13 protein-coding genes are annotated in these 18,434 nt (G+C 74.7%); 10 read left to right on the top strand and 3 right to left on the bottom strand.

Annotation, left to right across the window (positions count from 1 at the left end):
- Positions 1 to 116 precede the first annotated feature (116 nt).
- Positions 117 to 770, bottom strand: coding sequence for an antitoxin (locus ACQRUO_RS23525; RefSeq protein WP_428318012.1), 654 nt, complete (start codon positions 768 to 770; stop codon positions 117 to 119).
- Positions 771 to 922: 152 nt separating this feature from the next.
- Here ACQRUO_RS23525 and miaA point away from each other — a divergent pair, with 152 nt between their 5' ends.
- The 5 genes from miaA to hflX all read left to right on the top strand — a co-directional run bounded on the left by miaA (position 923) and on the right by hflX (position 7,917).
- The gene (gene miaA / locus ACQRUO_RS23520; RefSeq protein ID WP_428318011.1) at positions 923 to 1,879 is read left to right on the top strand and encodes a tRNA (adenosine(37)-N6)-dimethylallyltransferase MiaA; all 957 of its coding nucleotides are present in this window, start codon (positions 923 to 925) and stop codon (positions 1,877 to 1,879) included.
- A gap of 249 nt (positions 1,880 to 2,128) precedes the next feature.
- The gene (locus tag ACQRUO_RS23515; protein WP_428318010.1) at positions 2,129 to 2,725 is read left to right on the top strand and encodes a hypothetical protein; all 597 of its coding nucleotides are present in this window, start codon (positions 2,129 to 2,131) and stop codon (positions 2,723 to 2,725) included.
- A gap of 68 nt (positions 2,726 to 2,793) precedes the next feature.
- Entirely contained in the window at positions 2,794 to 3,693 is a 900-nt protein-coding gene (dapF, locus tag ACQRUO_RS23510; protein ID WP_428318009.1) for a diaminopimelate epimerase, read from the top strand.
- 423 nt (positions 3,694 to 4,116) lie between these two features.
- Entirely contained in the window at positions 4,117 to 6,372 is a 2,256-nt protein-coding gene (locus ACQRUO_RS23505; RefSeq protein ID WP_428318021.1) for a RelA/SpoT family protein, read from the top strand.
- Positions 6,373 to 6,402: 30 nt separating this feature from the next.
- The gene (gene hflX, locus ACQRUO_RS23500; RefSeq protein ID WP_428318008.1) at positions 6,403 to 7,917 is read left to right on the top strand and encodes a GTPase HflX; all 1,515 of its coding nucleotides are present in this window, start codon (positions 6,403 to 6,405) and stop codon (positions 7,915 to 7,917) included.
- Positions 7,918 to 8,014: 97 nt separating this feature from the next.
- Here hflX and ACQRUO_RS23495 read toward each other — a convergent pair whose 3' ends face one another.
- Both ACQRUO_RS23495 and ACQRUO_RS23490 read right to left on the bottom strand, forming a co-directional pair.
- Entirely contained in the window at positions 8,015 to 9,211 is a 1,197-nt protein-coding gene (locus tag ACQRUO_RS23495) for a trypsin-like serine peptidase (RefSeq protein WP_428318007.1), read from the bottom strand.
- Positions 9,211 to 10,368 (bottom strand): trypsin-like serine peptidase, encoded by a 1,158-nt coding sequence (locus ACQRUO_RS23490; protein ID WP_428318006.1) that lies wholly within the window; start codon positions 10,366 to 10,368, stop codon positions 9,211 to 9,213. The genes ACQRUO_RS23495 and ACQRUO_RS23490 overlap by 1 nt, the downstream gene beginning before the upstream one ends.
- A gap of 263 nt (positions 10,369 to 10,631) precedes the next feature.
- Between ACQRUO_RS23490 and ACQRUO_RS23485 the strand changes: the two genes are divergently transcribed.
- From ACQRUO_RS23485 to ACQRUO_RS23465, 5 genes are read left to right on the top strand one after another with little or no spacing between them, the layout of a single operon-like run.
- Entirely contained in the window at positions 10,632 to 12,494 is a 1,863-nt protein-coding gene (locus ACQRUO_RS23485; RefSeq protein WP_428318005.1) for an IucA/IucC family protein, read from the top strand.
- Positions 12,386 to 13,012, top strand: a complete 627-nt coding sequence (locus ACQRUO_RS23480) for a GNAT family N-acetyltransferase (protein ID WP_428318020.1) — start codon at positions 12,386 to 12,388, stop codon at positions 13,010 to 13,012. Before ACQRUO_RS23485 ends, ACQRUO_RS23480 begins: the two co-directional genes overlap by 109 nt.
- The gene (locus tag ACQRUO_RS23475) at positions 13,012 to 14,418 is read left to right on the top strand and encodes a lysine N(6)-hydroxylase/L-ornithine N(5)-oxygenase family protein (protein WP_428318004.1); all 1,407 of its coding nucleotides are present in this window, start codon (positions 13,012 to 13,014) and stop codon (positions 14,416 to 14,418) included. The genes ACQRUO_RS23480 and ACQRUO_RS23475 overlap by 1 nt, the downstream gene beginning before the upstream one ends.
- Positions 14,396 to 16,288 (top strand): IucA/IucC family protein, encoded by a 1,893-nt coding sequence (locus tag ACQRUO_RS23470; protein WP_428318003.1) that lies wholly within the window; start codon positions 14,396 to 14,398, stop codon positions 16,286 to 16,288. Before ACQRUO_RS23475 ends, ACQRUO_RS23470 begins: the two co-directional genes overlap by 23 nt.
- A gap of 12 nt (positions 16,289 to 16,300) precedes the next feature.
- A complete protein-coding gene (locus ACQRUO_RS23465) occupies positions 16,301 to 18,388 on the top strand; it encodes an ATP-dependent DNA helicase (RefSeq protein WP_428318002.1) in 2,088 nt (695 codons plus the stop codon).
- Positions 18,389 to 18,434: the final 46 nt, after the last annotated feature.

Below are 18,434 nucleotides of genomic sequence, written 5' to 3'. Positions count from 1 at the left end.
GTAAAAAAAAAAAAAAAAAAAAAAAAAAAAAAAAAAAAAAAAAAACAAAAAAAAAGAAAAAAAAAACGAGAGGCGGCCCAACCCCCCCCCCCCCCCCCCCCCCGCTGCGTCGCGCCTCAGCCCTGCGGTTCCGCCGGGTGCTCGCCCTGCTCCGCCTCGCCCTGGTCCGCCTCGGCGGCCTCCTCGGGGTGGCCCTTCTCCGCGAACCCGTCCACCGCGCCCTTGGCCTTCTCGGTCCCGGAGGCGATCTTCTCGGAGTACTTCCCCTTCGTGACCTTGTCGATCGCGCCGCCGGCCTTGTCGACCAGGTCGTCGATCTGTTCGTGGTGCTCGCCGGCCAGCTGGCTGGCCTTCTCCTTGAGCTCCTCGGCCTTCTCCTTGATGTTGTCCATCAGGCCCATGGCTTCGTCTCCTGTGTCAGGCCGCTCGGGTCGGCGCTGCTGAAGGGCGTCCTCGGCCGGCTCCACGCTCTGCGCGGCCGCGGCCAGGGCCGCGGCCAGCAGTTCGGCGACGTCCGGTGTGAGCACCGGGCCCGCCTCGACCGCCGTGCCGGCGGCCGCCGCGGTCCCGTCCGCCGGGGCCTCGGCCACGACGGTCGGCTCGGCCTCCGGCGCCGTGCGGGCGGCCGGCACGCCGGGCACGGCCTGCGCGCCGCCGGCGTCGGCCGGCGACTCCGCCTGCTCCTGCGGAGTGAGGACGGCGACCGAACCGCCGTCCGCGGCCGCCGGTGCCTCGACCGCCTTGCGACGGAACCAGCTGAAAACACCCATATCTTCTCCCAAGCTACGCGGTCTGCGGCTGACCCGGGGCCGGTTCTGCAGCGAGCCGGTGCAGGGTGCCGCCCATCCGGGGAACGAGTGGGCCGGTGGCCGGTCACGTCCCCCGTTCGAGGGGGTACCGGGGCTTTGCGAGACTTGACGGTGTGAGCAGCTCTCCCTCCCCCTCCCCGGTGGTCCCGGTCGTCTCCGTGGTCGGTGCGACCGCGGCCGGCAAGTCGGACCTGGCCGTCGCGCTGGCCCGCGCGCTCGGCGGCGAAGTGATCAACACCGACTCGATGCAGCTCTACCGGGGCATGGACATCGGCACCGCCAAGCTCACCGAGGCCGAGCGCGGCGGCATCCCGCACCACCTGATGGACGTCTGGGAGGTCACCGAGACGGCCAGTGTCGCCGAGTACCAGCGGCTGGCCCGGGCGGAGATCGACCGGCTGCTGGCGGCCGGCCGGCCGGCGGTGCTGGTCGGCGGCTCCGGGCTGTACGTGCGGGCGGCGATCGACGAGATGGAGTTCCCCGGGACCGACCCGGCGGTGCGGGCCCAGTTGGAGGCGGAGCTGGCCGAGCACGGTCCCGCGGTGCTGCACGCGCGGCTGGCCGCGCTGGACCCGGCCGCGGCGACGGCCATCCTGCCCAGCAACGGACGGCGGATCGTGCGGGCGCTGGAGGTGATCCGGCTGACCGGTCGGCCCTTCACCGCCAACCTGCCGGGGAACACCGCGGTCTACCCGGCGGTGCAGATCGGGGTGGCGGTGCCCCGCCCGGAGCTGGACGAGCGGATCACCCTGCGGGTGGACCGGATGTGGCAGGCGGGTCTGTTGGACGAGGTGCGGGCGCTGGAGGCGCACGGGTTGCGCGAGGGGCTGACCGCGGGGCGGGCCCTCGGTTACCAACAGGTGCTGGCGCACTTCGCGGGCGAGTGCACCGAGGACGAGGCGCGGCTCGAGACGGTGCGCGCCACCAAGCGGTTCGCGCGCCGCCAGGAATCCTGGTTCCGCCGGGACGCGCGGATCCACTGGCTGGACCGGCCGGCCGGCGCGGACCCGGCCGACCTGCTGGAACGATCACTGGAGCTGATCGACGGCGCGGCCCACGGGACCGACTGAGGACGGATTCCGGCCGCCGCTCCCGCCGGATCCGGCCATCCGCCGGTGCACCTGCTCTCGCACGTGCAGGTGCAGGAGGAAGCCGGGATCACGGCCGGATCACGTCCTGGCCACGGATCACCCGGTGACCCGGGTTACGCGCTGTGAGCGTGCTGGGACATGCCATTATCGAGAAAGGGACCGGTCGCGCGGGCCGGACCCATCCGTTCGCGAGTCCGCTACTCGTGTCGAACTGTCAGGGGAGGCCGCGTGTCCACGGGTCCCGGCCCCGAAACCGAGCAGTTCCCGCACCGTGCCCTGGGCCTGCCCGGGGCCGCGCACGGCCTCGACGAGCCGGAGGCGGTGCCGGTCGCCACCCGCGGCCGCGGCGCGGTCACCGATCTGGCCGAGGAGGAGTTCACCGTGCCGTCCGCCGATCTGCTGCCGCCGCCCGAGCTGCCCTCCACCGAGGAACTGCTGCTGGCCGCCGACCCGGACGCCCCGCTCGGCCCGCCGGCCGACCTGGCGGTGCTCGAACGCGAGATCCGGCCGCGCCGCCGACTGCGCTGGTGGCAGCTGCTGCCGATCGTGCTGATCGGTGTGGTCGGCTCGCTGATGTTCGCCTTCCCGCTCGCCTTCGGCTCCGGTGACGGCGGCTCCATGGTCGCCATGCTCGGCCTGCTGCTCACCGCCGCCTCGGTCGGCTGGGGCGGGATGGCCGCCCGGCACGCCGGCTACGCCTGGCCGGGCCTGCCCCGCCGCGGCTCCGGGCGCCGCGCCGCCTGGCAGGCCATCGCCGGCTACACCCTGGTCGCCTGCGCCGCCTTCGCGCTGGCGGTCTGGCGCGTGGTGCAGCTGCGCGGCTGACCACCGGTCGGCCGACCACGGGTCGAACGGCTGCGCGGCGGATCGGCGACGGTCAGTACCATCGCAGGGTGAGCGCACGCACCCCCAAGGGCCTGCCCTTCCTCAAGGGCCACGGCACCGAGAACGACTTCGTCATCCTCCCCGACCCGGACGGCCTGCTGCAGCTCGGCCCGGCCGAGGTGGCCCGGCTCTGCGACCGCCGGGCCGGGATCGGCGGCGACGGCCTGCTGCGGGTGGTCCGCTCCGCGCACGACCCGGAAGCGGTCGGCCAGGCCGCGGCGGCCGAGTGGTTCATGGACTACCGCAACTCCGACGGCAGCATCGCCGAGATGTGCGGCAACGGCGTGCGGGTCTTCGCGCGTTACCTGGTGCACGCCGGGCTGGTCGAGCCGGGGGAGCTGGCGGTGGCCACCCGGGCCGGGGTGCGGCGGGTGCGGATCGCCCCGGACGGCCCCGACGGCACGCCGGGCGAGGTGACCGTGGACATGGGCCGGGCGCTGCTGCCCGGACCGGACGGCATCGAGGTGGCGGTGGGCGAGCGGCGCTGGCCGGCCCGCAACGTCAACATGGGCAACCCGCACGCCGTGGCCTTCGTCGCCGACCTCGCCGAGGCCGGCAACCTCTACACCGCGCCCGAGGTCACCCCGGCCGGGGCCTACCCGGAGGGCGTCAACGTCGAGTTCGTGGTGGACCGCGGCGAACGCCACGTCGCGATGCGGGTGCACGAGCGCGGCTCGGGCGAGACCCGCTCCTGCGGCACCGGCACCTGCGCGGTGGCGGTGGCCGCGGCCCGGCGGGCCGGCATCGACCCGGCGGTCACCGGTGCGGCGGTCACCTTCCGGGTGGACGTGCCCGGCGGGCGACTGGTGATCACCGAGCACCCGGACGGACGGGTGGAGATGACCGGCCCCGCGGTGATCGTGGCCGAGGGCGTGGTCGACCAGGACTGGCTCGCCGCCGGCAGCTGAGCGGTGGGGTACCCGGGGCGCCGCGCCCGACAGGCTGACGTTCGGTCAGCGGGGCGGCGCCCTTTCCCCGTTCCGCAGGGCGGTGAATCCGCCCGTTCGAGTGATCTGGCTGACAGAGCGGAAGCAGGGCACCGCGGAACGTGTTGAGCTCGGTAGCATGGACCACCGGGGCAGTCGCCGCTCCGGTGCTCGCTGCCGGAGGTTGCCATGACCGTCGAGACCGGCCGGCCTACCGGCCAGGCCCCCTCACCTGGGACATCTGAGGCTCCGTCAACCGGCCCCCGCCCGTCCGAGGGGCTGTCAGTCGCCGCGTCGCCGGCATCCGCGTTCCCGTCGCCCGACACCCCGTCAGCCCCCCCGGCGCCCGCCGGAGCGCCACCGGCCGCGCCGCCGTCACCCGAACCGCCGTCGCCCGGACGGCGGCTGCTCGGCCGGGCCGCGCTCGGCCGGGCCGGCCGGGCCGCGCTGCTGGCCACCGGCCGCCCTTTGGTCCCGGACGCGATCGAGCCGATCGTGCAGGCCCACCGCCGCCACCACCCGCAGGCCGACCTCGCCCTGCTCGGCCGCGCCTACCGGACCGCCGAGGCCAGCCACCGCGGCCAGAAGCGCAAGAGCGGCGAGCCCTACATCACCCACCCGCTCGCGGTCACCATGATCCTGGCCCAGCTCGGCGCCGAGACCACCACCCTGGTCGCCTCGCTGCTGCACGACACCGTCGAGGACACCGAGGTGACGCTCGACCAGGTGGCCGCCGCCTACGGCCCCGAGGTCGCCTATCTGGTGGACGGCGTCACCAAGCTGGAGAAGGTCGACTTTGGCGCGGCGGCAGAGGCGGAAACGTTCCGCAAGATGCTCGTCGCGACCGGGGACGACCTGCGGGTCATGGTGATCAAGCTGGCCGACCGCCTGCACAACATGCGGACCATCCGGCACATGAAGCCCGCCAGCCAGGTCCGGATCGCCAAGGTCACCCGGGACGTGCTCATCCCGCTGGCCGAACGCCTCGGCATCCAGGTGGTGAAGACCGAGCTGGAGGACATTGTCTTCGCCACCCTGCACCCCGAGGAGCACGCCCGCACCAGAGCCCTGATCGCCGCCCAGGAGGCCGCGCAGCACGCGCTGCTCGACCCGTTCGCCGCCGCGCTGCGCCGCCAGCTGGCCGAGGCGGGGGTGCCGGCCGAGGTGACCGTCCGGCCGCGGCACTGCGTCTCGGTGCACCGGGCGATGCTCCGGCGCACCCAGGACGACGGCGGCCAGGTCGTCCGCCCGCACCCGGCCGACCTGGCGCACCTGCTGGTGGTGGTGGAGGAGAACGCCGACTGCTACGCGGTCCTCGGCGAGTTGCACACCTGCTGGACCCCGTTGCCGGGCGAGTTCAAGGACTACGTGGCGGCTCCCAAGTTCAACCTCTACCAGTCGCTGCACACCGCGGTGTCGGTGGACGGCACCGTGGTCGAGGTGCTGGTCCGCACCCCGCGGATGCACCGGATCGCCGAGTTCGGCGTGGTCGCGCTCGGCAATCCGTGGCAGGCCGGCGCCGAGCAGCCCGGCCGCGACGAGCTCGACGGCACCGACCCGGCCCGCCCCGGCTGGCTCAGCCGGCTGCTGGAGTGGCAGCAGGAGACCCCCGACCCGGACGCCTTCTGGTCCACCCTGACCGCCGACCTCTCCGGCGACCGGGAGATCACCGCGGTCACCGAGGACGGCGCCACCCTGGTGCTGCCGGCCGGCGCCAGCTGCGTGGACGCCGCCTACCAGCTCGGCGAGGAGATGGGCCACCGATGTATCGGCGCCCGGGTGAACGGGCGCCTGGTGGCGCTGGCCACCGAGCTCGCGGACGGCGACGTGGTCGGCATCCTGACCGAGCCGGGCGGCCCCGGCGGCCCCGAGCCCTCCGGGCCGAGCCGCCAGTGGCTGGAGTACACGCTCACCCCGGTGGCCCGGCTGGCCATCGAGCGCTGGCTGGTGGGCCACCCGGACCCGGTCCCGCCCGCCGCCGCGCCGACCGGGCCCGCCCCGCACCGCCCGGCCGGTCCCGCGGGGCCCGCCGGTCAGGGCGGGCGGCCCGCGGCCTGGCACGGCCGGCTGGTGATCGCCCCCGGCCACCCCGGCGCCACCGTCCGGCTGGCCCGCTGCTGCACCCCGGTGCCGCCGGACCGGGTGACCGGCTTCCAGATCCGCGGCGGCTCGATCGCCGTGCACCGCACCGACTGCCCCACCGGCGAGCAGATGCGCGGCGCCGGCCGCGGCCCGGTGCAGCTGGACTGGGCGCCGGAGGCCGGCGCGCCCGCACCGTTCCGGGTGACCCTGCAGGCCGAGGCGCTGAACCGGCCCGGACTGCTGGCCGACCTCACCGCCGCGATGTCGGCCACCGGCCTGGACATCGTGGCCGCGGTGGTCGAGCCGCCCCAGGAACTGCGGGTCCGGCACACCTACACCGTGGAGCTGCCGGGCGCGGCGACCCTGCCGGTGGTGATGCGGGCGATGCTGCGGGTCTCCGGGGTCTACGATGTCCGCCGCCCCGGTCTGGAGGCCCCGCGGCCGCCCCGGCTGCGGCCGCACGCCCGTTCCGGCACAAATGCGGGTGACCCGGCCCCCGGGCCCGTGCGACCATCGAAGGGAATGCGGGACCGCCCCGCCGCGTTAGGAGCGGTGGACGGGCAGCCCGAGGAACCCTAGCCCGTACTCCGTCGAGACCCTAAGGACACGATGACCTCCACGTTCGAAGACCGCGACATTTCCAGCGAGTCCGCCGGCCGCAGCGCCCGCCGGCCCGCTGACCTCCGGGCCGAAGCCCTGATGGACGAGGACCTCGCGGCGTTCGACGAGGGCTTCGACCGGTACGACGGCGAGCAGTACGACCGCAGCGAGCGCGCCGCGCTGCGCCGCGTCGCCGGCCTCTCCACCGAGCTCGAGGACGTCACCGAGGTCGAGTACCGCCAGCTGCGCTTGGAGCGCGTGGTGCTGGTCGGCGTCTGGACCGACGGCACCGTCGAGGAGGCGGAGAACTCGCTCGCCGAGCTCGCCGCGCTGGCCGAGACCGCCGGCTCCGAGGTGCTCGACGGCGTGATCCAGCGCCGTGACAAGCCGGACGCCGCCACCTACATTGGCTCCGGCAAGGCCCAGGAGCTGCGCGACATCGTCGCCGCCACCGGCGCCGACACCGTGGTCTGCGACGGTGAGCTGACCCCCGGCCAGCTGATCCACCTCGAGGACGTGGTGAAGGTCAAGGTGGTCGACCGCACCGCGCTGATCCTGGACATCTTCGCCCAGCACGCCAAGTCCCGGGAGGGCAAGGCGCAGGTCTCGCTGGCGCAGATGCAGTACATGCTGCCGCGGCTGCGCGGCTGGGGTCAGTCGCTGTCCCGGCAGATGGGTGGCGGTGGCTCCGGCTCCTCGGGCGGCGGGATGGCCACCCGTGGTCCCGGTGAGACCAAGATCGAGACCGACCGGCGCCGGATCCGCGAGAAGATGGCGAAGCTCCGCAAGGAGATCGCCGACATGAAGAAGGGCCGGGACACCAAGCGCCAGGAGCGCAAGCGCCACCAGGTGCCCTCGGTGGCGATCGCCGGCTACACCAACGCCGGCAAGTCCTCGTTGCTCAACCGGCTCACCGGCGCCGGGGTGCTGGTGGAGAACGCGCTCTTCGCCACCCTGGACCCGACGGTCCGCCGGGCCACCACCCCCGGCGGGCGGCTCTACACGCTGGCCGACACCGTCGGCTTCGTCCGGCACCTGCCGCACCACCTGGTCGAGGCCTTCCGCTCGACCATGGAGGAGGTCGCCGACGCCGACCTGATCCTGCACGTGGTGGACGGCTCGCACCCCGAGCCGGAGACCCAGCTGGCGGCGGTCCGCGAGGTGATCGTCTCGGTCGAGGCGCAGCACGTGCCGGAGATCGTGGTGATCAACAAGGCCGACGCCGCCGACCCGCACGTGCTGCAGCGGCTGCTGCGCCGCGAGCCGCACGCGATCGTGGTCTCGGCCCGCTCCGGTCACGGCATCGAGGAACTGCTCCAGCTGATCGACCAGGAGCTGCCGCGTCCGGCGGTCGAGGTGCACGCGCTGGTCCCGTACACCCGGGGCGACCTGGTCTCCCGGGTGCACGCCGAGGGCGAGCTGCTGGAGACCGAGCACACCGGCGAGGGCACGCTGCTGCGGGCCAAGGTGGCGGCCGAGCTGGCCGCCGAGCTGGAGCGCTACGCGGTCGCCGTGCAGCGCTGAGTCGGGCAGCGCCGAGCCAGGCGCAGCAGAGTCGGGCGTAGCTGATCCGAGCAGCAGGTGAACGGCCCCGGGAGAGTCTCCCGGGGCCGTTCGCGCGTCACGGGAGCCGGGTCATCGTGGTGAACATCTGCTGCGCCTGCTCCGCCAGCGCCGGCCCCGCCAGCCAGGCGGCCGGGTTGGGGCCGATCGAGGTGTTGCTGACCAGTGCCGGCTTGCCGTCCGACCCGGTCGCCAGCCAGCCGCCGCCGCTGGAGCCGGCGGTCATGGTGCAGCCGATGGCCAGCATGGTGGGCCGGGTCGGGTCGTAGGAGAGCCGGGCCGGGTGGCCGCCGTCGCAGCGCTCCAGCTGCTGCCCGTCGAACGGGTGCACGGCGGGGTAGCCGTAGGCGGTGACCGCGGTCAGCCGGTCGCGCGGGGCGTCGAACCAGATCGGGACCGAGCCGCCGACCTCCTCCTCCAGCGACTTGCCGGGCAGGTCCGGATCGGCCACCCGGATGATCCCGGAGTCGTACTGGCTCACCGCCCCGCCCGCCGTGTCGTTGCCCTCGGCCATCCACTGCGGCGCCACCAGGGCGGAGTTCGCCCACCAGCGGCCGAGCGGGGCCACCTGGGCCAGCGTGGTCTGCCGGCCGTCACCGGCGGCGCCGGCGGCGTTGTAGTCCGGGACGAAGGCGATGTTCTGGTACCAGTCGCCGCCCTTGCCGCCGTGCAGGCAGTGGCCGGCGGTCCACACCAGGTTGCTCCTGCCCGGGTGCTGCGGGTCGCTGACCACGGTGCCGGAGCAGACGTACATGCCGCGCGGGCTCTTGGCGAAGATCTTGCCGAAGACCGCGAGGCCCGCCGGGTAGGGGTGCGGCTCGGCGACGGCCGGGACGGCGGCGGGCGGCGGGTCGCTCGGGTCCCCGGTGGCGTCGGGGGAGGCCGTCGCGGCGGTGGCGGTGGCGGTGGCGGTAGCGGTCGAGGCAGTGGCGGAAGCGGTTGCCGTCGTGGCCGGGGTGGACGGACCGGCCGTCGCCGGGGCCGGCGGCGCGGTCGGGGCCGGCGCCGCGGCGGACCGCATCGCGTCCGGGGACCAGAGGTCCTGTGCGACCGCGTTGTGCAGCAGGTGCTGCTGCGCCCAGTGCGACCAGTCGGCGGCACCCCAGTGGCGCAGGTTGCCCAGGTCGCCCAGCCCGCCGCCGCTGTGGCCGCCGCTCGAGGCGCAGCCCGCGGTCAGCGCCAGTCCGGCCGCCAGCACGGCCGCGAAGACCCGCCGCCCGGCAGCCGACCGGGCGGCGGCGACGGAGGCGGCCATCAGTCCTTCTTGCTGATGTAGGCCAGCGCGCTCTGCGCCACGTCGTCCAGGTAGGGGCCGGCCAGCCAACCGCTCTGGGCCGGGCCGATCGAGGTGTTGCTCACCAGTGCGGGCTTGCCGTCGCGCATCGCGAACCAACCGCCGCCGCTGGAGCCCGGGGTCATCGTGCAGCCGATCACGTTCATCGCCGGGCGCGAGGTGTCGAAGGCGAGCCGGGTCGGCTTGCCGCCCGCGCAGCTCTCCATCTCCATGCCGTCGTACGGCGTCGCGGACGGGAAGCCGATCGCGGTGACCGCGGTCAGCTGGTCGCGCGGGGCGTTGAACCAGACCGGCACCGAGCCGCCGACGGTCTCCTCCAGCGACTTGCCGCCGCCGTCCTGGTTCTCCACCTTGAGGATGCCGAAGTCGTACTGGCTGGCCGGGCCGCCCTCCTCGCTGCCCTCGGCGTACCACTGCGGCGAGGAGATCGCCGTGGTGGCGTCCCAGATGCCGAACGGTGCGAACTGGCTCGCGTCGGTGGGCTGCTTGCCGCCGCTGACCGCGCCGGAGGAGTTGAAGGCCGGTACGAAGACGATGTTGCTGTACTGCTGGCCGCTCTTGCCGGTGGTCAGGCAGTGGCCGGCGGTCCAGATCAGGTTGCTCTTGCCCGGGTGCTGCGGGTCGGAGATCACGGTGGCCGAGCAGACCGCGTGCTGGCCCGGGGCGACGTCGAAGAAGAGCTTGCCGTCCACCGCGTTCTGCTTGTAGGGGTGGGCGATGGCCTGGGCCGGGATCGGCGCGGGCAGCGGGTCGGTGCTGCCGTCGGTGGGCTGCTGCGGCGGGGCGACCGGGTCGGTGGGCTTGGCCTGGAGCATCTTCTGCAGGTTCCAGAAGCCCTTCACCGCCTGCGGGATGGCGTGCTGCTTGGCCCAGGTGTCCCAGTCCGAGAACTTCCACTTCTTCAGGTCGCCCAGGCTCGGCAGGCCCAGCGAGCTCGGCAGGTTGATCGGGCTCGACGGGCTGGGCGCGGCCGAACTCGGCACCGCGGACGGCACCGGGGCCGACTGCGTCCGGTCGCCGCTGCCGCTCGATCCGCAGGCGGCGACTCCGAACAGGGTGAGCGCCACCGCGCCCGCTGCCGCGGTGCGTCGGTGCAGGCCGGTCTTCACTGGTGACATCGGTTCAGTTCCCCCATGGAGGTTCGCGCTGGAAAGGTCGTGCGGAGTTCCGCGGTGCCCCTGCGCCGCCGGCGGGCAGCTGACGAGTCTGCCATGGGGTCCGGACGCCGGCGGCCGGCCCCCGGTTGCACCTGGTGAGGTGGACGCACCGGGCGGTCACCGCGGAAGGCGGCCCCGGCTGTGGCGGCGCGCGCGGCTCCGGCCAGCGAACCGGTGGCCGCGGGCCCGTGATTCCCGGGCGGCCCGCTCGTTGGACCGAGTGGATGAACCCCGTCGGGCTGCGGACCCGGCCCGGGGTGCCCGCCCCACCGCACCGAGGAGCCGCCTTGAGCACCGCCCTGACCGGAGCGCCGGCCACCGTCCCGCGGCAGCCCGACCAGCCGGCCGACACCGACCCGCTGCTGCACGAGGACCCCGCGGTGGCGGCCGAGCAGGCGGCCGTCGAGGCGCTGCTGCGCTGCTGGTGCCGGGAGACCGGGGCCGGGCCGGACGCCGACGGGCGGCTGCGGATCCCGGTGCTGGCGGGGGCGGCCCGGCTGCTCGCCGAGGTGCGCCACTGGTCGCCGTGCGGCTGGCACCGGTTCGGCCCGGCGACGCTGGCTCCCGGCCCGGCGGAGCCAGGGGCGCCGGTCGACGCGGTGACCGCCGCCGCGTTGCTGGCCCGTGAGGCCGGCGCCGCCCCGGCGCCCGCCCAACTGGCCGACCTGGTGGGCCGGGTGGCCGACTCGGTGCGCCGCACCGCCGACGTGCTCCGCCACCGGCGCACCCAGCAGGGCCCCGAGCCCGACTCCGGCTTCCTGCGCGCCGAGCAGGCCCTGCTGCTCGGCCACCCGCTGCAGCCCGACCCGAAGAGCCGCGACGGCCTCGGCCCGGCCCAGAGCGCCGCCTACTCCCCGGAGCTGCGCGGCCGCTTCGCCCTGCACTGGTTCGCGGTCGACCGCGACCTGCTGGCCGCCGACTCCGCCCTGGCGACCAGCGCCGAACAGCTCACCGCGCAGCTGCTCGGCGCCCCCGGGCTGCTGCCGCCGAACACCGCCGCGCTGCCGCTGCACCCCTGGCAGGCCCAGGAGTTGCAGTGCCGCCCGCAGATCGCCGAGCTGCTGGCCGCCGGTGCGCTGCACGACCTGGGCCGGCACGGCGAGCCGTGGTACCCCACCTCCTCGGTGCGCACCGTCTTCCGCCCCGGCACCCCGTGGATGCTCAAGCTCTCGCTCGGGCTGCGGATCACCAACTCCCGCCGGGAGAACCTGCGCAAGGAGCTGCACCGGGGCCTCGAGGTGCACCGGCTGCTGGCCGCCGGGCTGGGCGCCGAGTGGCGGGCCGCCCACCCGGAGTTCGACATCGTGCGCGACCCCGCCTGGATCGGCGTCGACCTGCCGGGCCACGACCACGCCCGGGCCGGCGGATTCGACACGGTGCTGCGGCAGCAGCCGTTCACCGACGCCACCCGGGTCGGCTGCGTGGCCGCGCTGGTCGCCGAGCGCCCGCTCGGCGAGCCGACCCGCACCGTGCCCTCGGCGCTCGGCGACCTGCTGCGCACGCTGGCCCGGCGCAGCGGCCGCCCGCTGCCGACGGTGGCCGCCGAGTGGTTCCTGCGCTACCTGGAGGCCGTGGTGCTCCCGGTGCTCTGGCTGGACGGGCGGGCCGGCATCGCGCTGGAGGCGCACCAGCAGAACACCCTGGTGCTGTTGGACGCCGACGGCTGGCCCAGCGGTGGGCGCTACCGCGACAACCAGGGCTACTACTTCCGCGCCGGGCACGCCGAGCGGCTGCGCGAGCGGCTGCCCGGGCTCGGCGTGACCAGTGACACCTTCGTCGACGACCAGGTGGCCGACGAGCGCTTCGCCTACTACCTGGGGATCAACCACGTCCTCGGCCTGATCGGCGCGTTCGGCGCGCAGCGACTGGCCGACGAGCGGGTGCTGATCGCCGCGCTGCGCCGCTTCCTGGCCGGCCCGGCCGCCCGGGCCACCGGGTCCACGCTGCCCGAGCACCTGCTCCAGGCGCCCACCCTGCGCTGCAAGGCCAACCTGCTGACCCGGCTGCACGGGCTGGACGAGCTGGTCGGCCCGGTGCAGTCGCAGTCCGTCTACGTCACGGTGCCCAACCCGGTGGCGGGCGGATGACCGCGCTGGCCACCCCGGTCGGGGAGTTCCGGTTGCGGCTGGTCCGGTCGGAGGACCTGCCGCTGATCACCGGCTGGATGAACGATCCGGTGGTGGACGCCTTCTGGGAACTGGCCGGCCCGCCCGAGCGCACCGAGCGGCACGTGCGCGCCCAGCTCGACGGCGACGGGCGCAGCGTGCCCCAACTCGGCGTGCTGAACGGGATCCCGGTCAGCTACTGGGAGGTCTACCGGGTCGAGCAGGACCGGCTGGCCCGCCACTACCCGGCCCGCAGCGGCGACGTCGGCCTGCACCTGCTGCTCGGCCCGCCGGAGAGCCGCGGCCGGGGGCTGGGCAGCCTGCTGCTGCGGGCGATGGCGGAGCACCTGCTGCGCACCAGCCCGCGGGTGGTCGCCGAGCCCGACCTGCGCAACACGCCGTCGCTGCGGGCCTTCGAGCGGGCCGGGTTCAGCCGTGCCGGCGAACTCGAGCTGCCGGAGAAGCGCGCGGCGCTGATGCTGCGGGAGAGGGAGAGCTGATGGCGGACCGGACGGCGGCGCACCTGGATCTGCTGGGCATCGGCATCGGCCCGTTCAACCTCTCGCTGGCCGCGCTGGCCGACCGGGAGCCGGGGCTGCGCGCGCTGTTCTGCGACCGCAGGCCGCAGTTCAGCTGGCACCCCGGGATGCTGGTGGACGGCGCGCGGATGCAGGTGCCCTTCCTGGCCGACCTGGTCTCGCTGGTCGACCCCACCAACCCCTGGTCCTTCCTCAACTACCTGCGCGCCCACGACCGGCTCTTCCCGTTCTACTTCGCCGAGCGCTTCCAGCTACCCCGCCGCGAGTACGACCACTACTGCCGCTGGGCCGCCGAGTCCCTGGCCAGCTGCGAGTTCGACACCGAGGTGCGGGAGGTGCGGTGGAGCGACGGCGCGTTCACCGCCACGCTGCGGGGCACCGGCGGGGAGCGCCGGGTGCGCGCCCGCAACCTGGTGCTCGGGGTCGGCACCGAGCCGGCCCGCCCCGTCGCCTTCGCCGCGCTCGCCGGGCAGCCGGCCGTCTTCCACTCCGGGCAGTACCTGGAGCGGCGCGGTTCGCTGGCCGGCGCCCGGGACATCACCGTGGTCGGCTCCGGCCAGTCCGGCGCCGAGGTCTTCCTGGACCTGCTGCGCACCAGGGAGGGCGACGGGACCAGGCTGCGCTGGCTCACCCGGACCAGGGCGCTGGCCCCGATGGAGTACTCCAAGCTGGGGCTGGAGCACTTCACCCCCGACTACACCCGCTACTTCCACGCGCTGCCCGCGCCGGTCCGCGACCGCCTGGTGGCCGAGCAGTGGCAGCTGCACAAGGCGGCCAGCGCCGAGACCCTGGCCGAGATCCACGACCTGCTCTACGAGCGCACCATCGGCCGCCCGATCGGCTCGGTGGCGGCCGAGATCACTCCCGGCACCGAGGTGGTCGAGGCGCTGCCCGGCCCCTGCGGGGGCTTCGAACTGCGCTGCCGGCACCGCGACTCCGGGGCCGACCGGGTGCTGCGCACCGACGCGGTGGTGCTGGCCACCGGCTACCGGGCGGCCCGGCCGCCGGCCCTGGAGCCGCTGGCCGAGCTGATCGACTGGGACGAGCAGGGCCGGTTCCGGGTCGACCTGGACCACCGGGTGGCCACCGCCCCGGAGCTGACCGGCGGCCTCTACGTGCAGAACGCCGAGCTGCACACGCACGGGGTCGGCACCCCGGACCTCGGGCTCGGCGCGCACCGCGCGGCGGTGATCCTCAACGCGCTCACCGGCCGCACGGTGCACCGCCTGCCCGCCCGGACCGCGTGGACCAGCTTCGCCCCGGTAGTTCCGACGGCCCCGGCAGTCCCGGCCGCGCTGCCCGCCCAGGGCGCCGCCTCCCCCGACCGTCCCCGAGGAGTGGACCGTGCCCCGTCCGCCCGCCGCTGACCCGCTGACCGGGCCGCGCTGGCGCGCCGCCTGCCGCGCCCTGCTGGCCAAGCTGCTCGCCGAGTTCGCCTACGAGGAGCTGCTGCGCCCCGAGCCGGCACCGGGCGGCTGGCGGCTGGTGCTGCCGGACGGGCCGGAGTACCGGTTCGCCGCCCGGCGCGGCGCGTACGGCGGCTGGCAGGTCGACCCGGACTCGATCCTGGCCGACGACCGCAAGACCGACGACCCGTTCGCCTTCGTGCTGGCCGCCCGCCGGTTACTCGGCCTGGCCGGCGACACCAGCGGTCACCTGGTCCGGGAGCTGACCGCCACCCTGCTGGCCGACGTCCGGCTGGCGGCCGGCGCGCTGAGCGCGGCCGAGCTGGCCGACCTGGACCACCCCGCGCTGGAGGGCCACCAGAGCGGCCACCCGTGGCTGGTCCTCAACAAGGGCCGGATCGGTTTCTCGGCCGCGGACGCCGCCGTCTGGACCCCGGAGGCGCGCAGCCTGCAGCCGCTCGGCTGGCTCGCCGTCCACCGCGACCTGGCCGAGTACCGCGGCACCGGCGCACTCACCGACCCCGAGGCGCTCTACCGCGCCGAGCTCGACCCCGAGGTGCTGGCCGACTACCGGCGCCGGCTCTCCGAACAGGGCCTGGACCCGGCCGCCTACCTGCTGCTGCCGGTCCACCCCTGGCAGTGGGACGAGACGGTGCTGCCGCTGTTCGCCCCCTGGGTGGCCGAGGGCCGGATCGTGCCGCTGCCCGCCGACCGCGACCTGCGGCTGCCACAGCAGTCGATCCGTTCCTTCTTCAACGCCACCACCCCGCTGCGGCACACCGTCAAGCTGCCCCTGTCGGTGCTCAACACGCTGGTCTGGCGCGGCCTGCCGACCGAGCGCACGCTGGCCGCGCCCGCCGTCACCGCCTGGATCCACCGGCTGCGCGACCAGGACCCGTTCCTGCGCGACGAGTGCCGGGTGGTGCTGCTGGGCGAGGTCGCCTCGGTCACCGTCGAGCACCCCTACTACGCGCAGCTGCCGGAGGCGCCCTACCAGTACAAGGAGCTGCTCGGCGCGATCTGGCGGGAGCCGCTGGGGGCGCACCTGGAGCCCGGGGAGCGCGGGCGCACCCTGGCCGCGCTGCTGGCGACGGGGGCGGACGGGCGGACCCTGGTCGAGGAGCTGGTCGCCCGCTCCGGGCTGGACGTGCGGGACTGGACCGCCCGGCTGTTCGCCGTGATGCTGCCCCCGCTGCTGCACTTCCTGTACCGCTACGGGACCGTCTTCTCGCCGCACGGGGAGAACGCGATCCTGCTCTTCGACGAGCGCGACGTGCCGGTGCGGCTCGCGGTCAAGGACTTCGTCGACGACGTCAACCTGAGCGACCGGGACCTGCCGGAGCTGCGCGGCCTGCCGCCCGCGGTGGCCGGGGTGCTGCTGCGCGAGGACCCGGCGGGGCTGTGCCAGTTCCTGCACGCGGGCCTGTTCATCGGCGTCTACCGCTTCCTGGCCCCGCTGCTGGAGGACCGGCTCGGGCTGCCGGAGACCGAGTTCTGGCGGCTGCTGCGGGCCGAGGTGCTGGCCCACCAGGCCCGCTTCCCGGAGCTGGCGGACCGCTTCGCGCTCTTCGACCTGCTCACCCCGACCATCGACCGGCTCTGCCTGAACCGCAACCGGCTGCTGCTGGACGGTTACCGGGACCGGCCGCACCGCCCGCACGCCGCGGTGCACGGGCAGGTGGCCAATCCGCTGGCCGCCGGCTGGCCCGGGGTGGGCGTGCCGGGTCCGCGCGCGGGCGCCGGGAACGGCGCATACGAGGGCACTCGGAACGGCGCTCGCGAGGGCGCTGGGGAAGGCGCCCACGAGGGCGTTGTCAGTCCGGCCCCGTAGGGTGGAAGGGCCATGACGAACGACTCCGCACCCCAGCTGCTGCCCGCCGAGGGTGGCCCCGTGCCGACCGGCCGCATCCCCGAGCTCCTGCACGCCGCGGTCACCGCGGTCGGCGGAGTCGAGCGGCCCGGCCAGATCCAGATGGCCGAGGCCGTCGCCGCGGCCGTGGACAGCGCCGAACACCTGCTCGTGCAGGCCGGCACCGGCACCGGGAAGTCCCTCGCCTACCTGGTCCCGGCGCTCGCCCACGGCGACCGCGTGGTGGTGGCCACCGCCACGCTCGCGCTGCAACGCCAGCTGGTGGAGCGGGACTTGCCGCGCACCGTGGAGGCGCTGCACCCGATCCTGCGCCGCCGCCCACTGTTCGCGATGCTCAAGGGCCGCTCCAACTACCTCTGCCTGCACCGGGCCAACGAGGGCACCCCGAGCGACGAGGGCGAGGGCCTGTTCGACCCGGCCGAGGTGCTCGGCGGCGCGAGCAGCAAGCTCGGCCAGGACGTGCTGCGGCTGCGCGACTGGGCGGACGAGACCGAGACCGGCGACCGCGACGACCTGACGCCGGGCGTCTCCGACAAGGCCTGGGCCCAACTCTCCGTCAGCTCCCGCGAGTGCCTGGGCGCCAGCCGCTGCGCCTACGGCCAGGAGTGCTTCGCCGAGAAGGCCCGGGAGCGGGCCAAGCTGGCCGACGTGGTGGTCACCAACCACGCGCTGCTGGCGATCGACGCGATCGAGGGCGCGCCGGTGCTGCCGGAGCACGAGCTGCTGATCATCGACGAGGCGCACGAACTGGTGAACCGGGTGACCGGGGCGGCCACCGCCGAGCTGACCGTCGGCGCGGTCAACCGGGCGGTGAAGCGGGCCGCCAAGCTGGCCAACGAGAAGGCGGTGGACGCGCTGCAGGCCGCCGCCGAGAGCTACCACGGCCTGATGGAGACCGCCCAGCCGGGCAAGGTCGACGAGCTGCCCGAGTACCTGGGCTACGCGGTCGCCGCGATCCGGGACGCCAGCCGGCTGGTGATCACCTCGCTCGGCGAGACCCGGGACAAGGGCCTGTCCGACGAGGACGCGGTGCGCAAGCAGGCGATGGCCGCCGCCGAGACGTTGCACGACACCACCGAACGGCTGCTCTCCGAGTCGCCCTACGACGTGGTCTGGATCGAGCGCAACGACCGCTACGGGCTGGTCCCGGCCTCGCTGCGGGTGGCGCCGATGACCGTCTCCGGGCTGCTGCGGGAGAAGCTCTACCAGGAGCGGTCGGTGGTGCTCACCTCGGCCACCCTCAAGCTGGGCGGGGACTTCACCGGGGTGGCCGGCTCGGTCGGCCTGCCCGCCGAGGGGCGGCTGCCGGACCAGCGCACCGGCGGCGAGCCGGAGCGCGCGGGCGGGGAGGACGCGCCGCCGTACTGGCGCGGGCTGGACGTCGGCTCGCCGTTCTCCTACCCCAAGCAGGGCATCCTCTACGTCGCCAAGCACCTGCCGCCGCCCGGCCGGGAGCCGGAGCGGCCGCAGATGCTCGACGAGCTGGCCGAGCTGATCGAGGCGGCCGGCGGGCGCACGCTCGGCCTGTTCTCCTCGATGCGCGCCGCCCAGACCGCGGCCGAGCAACTACGCGAGCGGCTGGAGCTGCCGATCCTGCTGCAGGGCGAGGACACCCTCGGCGAGCTGATCCGGGCCTTCGCGAGCGATGCGCCGACCTGTCTGTTCGGCACCCTCTCGCTCTGGCAGGGGGTGGACGTGCCCGGCTCCGCCTGCCAGCTGGTGGTGATGGACCGGATCCCGTTCCCGCGGCCGGACGACCCGCTGATGAGCGCCCGGCAGAAGGCGGTCGAGGAGGCGGGGGGCAACGGCTTCATGGCGGTGGCGGCCACCCACGCCGCGCTGCTGATGGCGCAGGGCGCCGGCCGGCTGGTGCGCGCGGCCGACGACCGCGGGGTGGTGGCGGTGCTCGACCCGCGGCTGGCCACCGCGCGGTACGGCGGCTTCTTCCGCTCCTCGATGCCGGACTTCTGGTACACCACCGACCGCAACCAGGTGCGGCGCTCGCTGGCCGCGATCGACGCCTCGGCACCGCCGGTCCGGCCGGTCGCCAAGCGGGGTTAGCCGCACGCACCGCGGGGCCCCGGCTGCTTGGTGCGGCCGGGGCCCC

This window comes from Kitasatospora sp. LaBMicrA B282 (assembly GCF_050325825.1).
Lineage (GTDB): Bacteria > Actinomycetota > Actinomycetes > Streptomycetales > Streptomycetaceae > Kitasatospora.
Note: the sequence above shows the minus strand (reverse complement) of the source record. Positions and strands in the feature narration are given on the sequence as shown.

Coding starts and splice junctions, on each gene's coding strand:
- ACQRUO_RS23525 (WP_428318012.1), bottom strand. CDS start 770: ATGGGTGTTTTCAGCTGGTTCCGTCGCAAGGCGGTCGAGGCACCGGCG.
- hflX (WP_428318008.1), top strand. CDS start 6,403: ATGACCTCCACGTTCGAAGACCGCGACATTTCCAGCGAGTCCGCCGGC.
- ACQRUO_RS23495 (WP_428318007.1), bottom strand. CDS start 9,211: ATGGCCGCCTCCGTCGCCGCCGCCCGGTCGGCTGCCGGGCGGCGGGTC.
- ACQRUO_RS23490 (WP_428318006.1), bottom strand. CDS start 10,368: ATGTCACCAGTGAAGACCGGCCTGCACCGACGCACCGCGGCAGCGGGC.
- ACQRUO_RS23485 (WP_428318005.1), top strand. CDS start 10,632: ATGAACCCCGTCGGGCTGCGGACCCGGCCCGGGGTGCCCGCCCCACCG.
- ACQRUO_RS23475 (WP_428318004.1), top strand. CDS start 13,012: ATGGCGGACCGGACGGCGGCGCACCTGGATCTGCTGGGCATCGGCATC.
- ACQRUO_RS23465 (WP_428318002.1), top strand. CDS start 16,301: ATGACGAACGACTCCGCACCCCAGCTGCTGCCCGCCGAGGGTGGCCCC.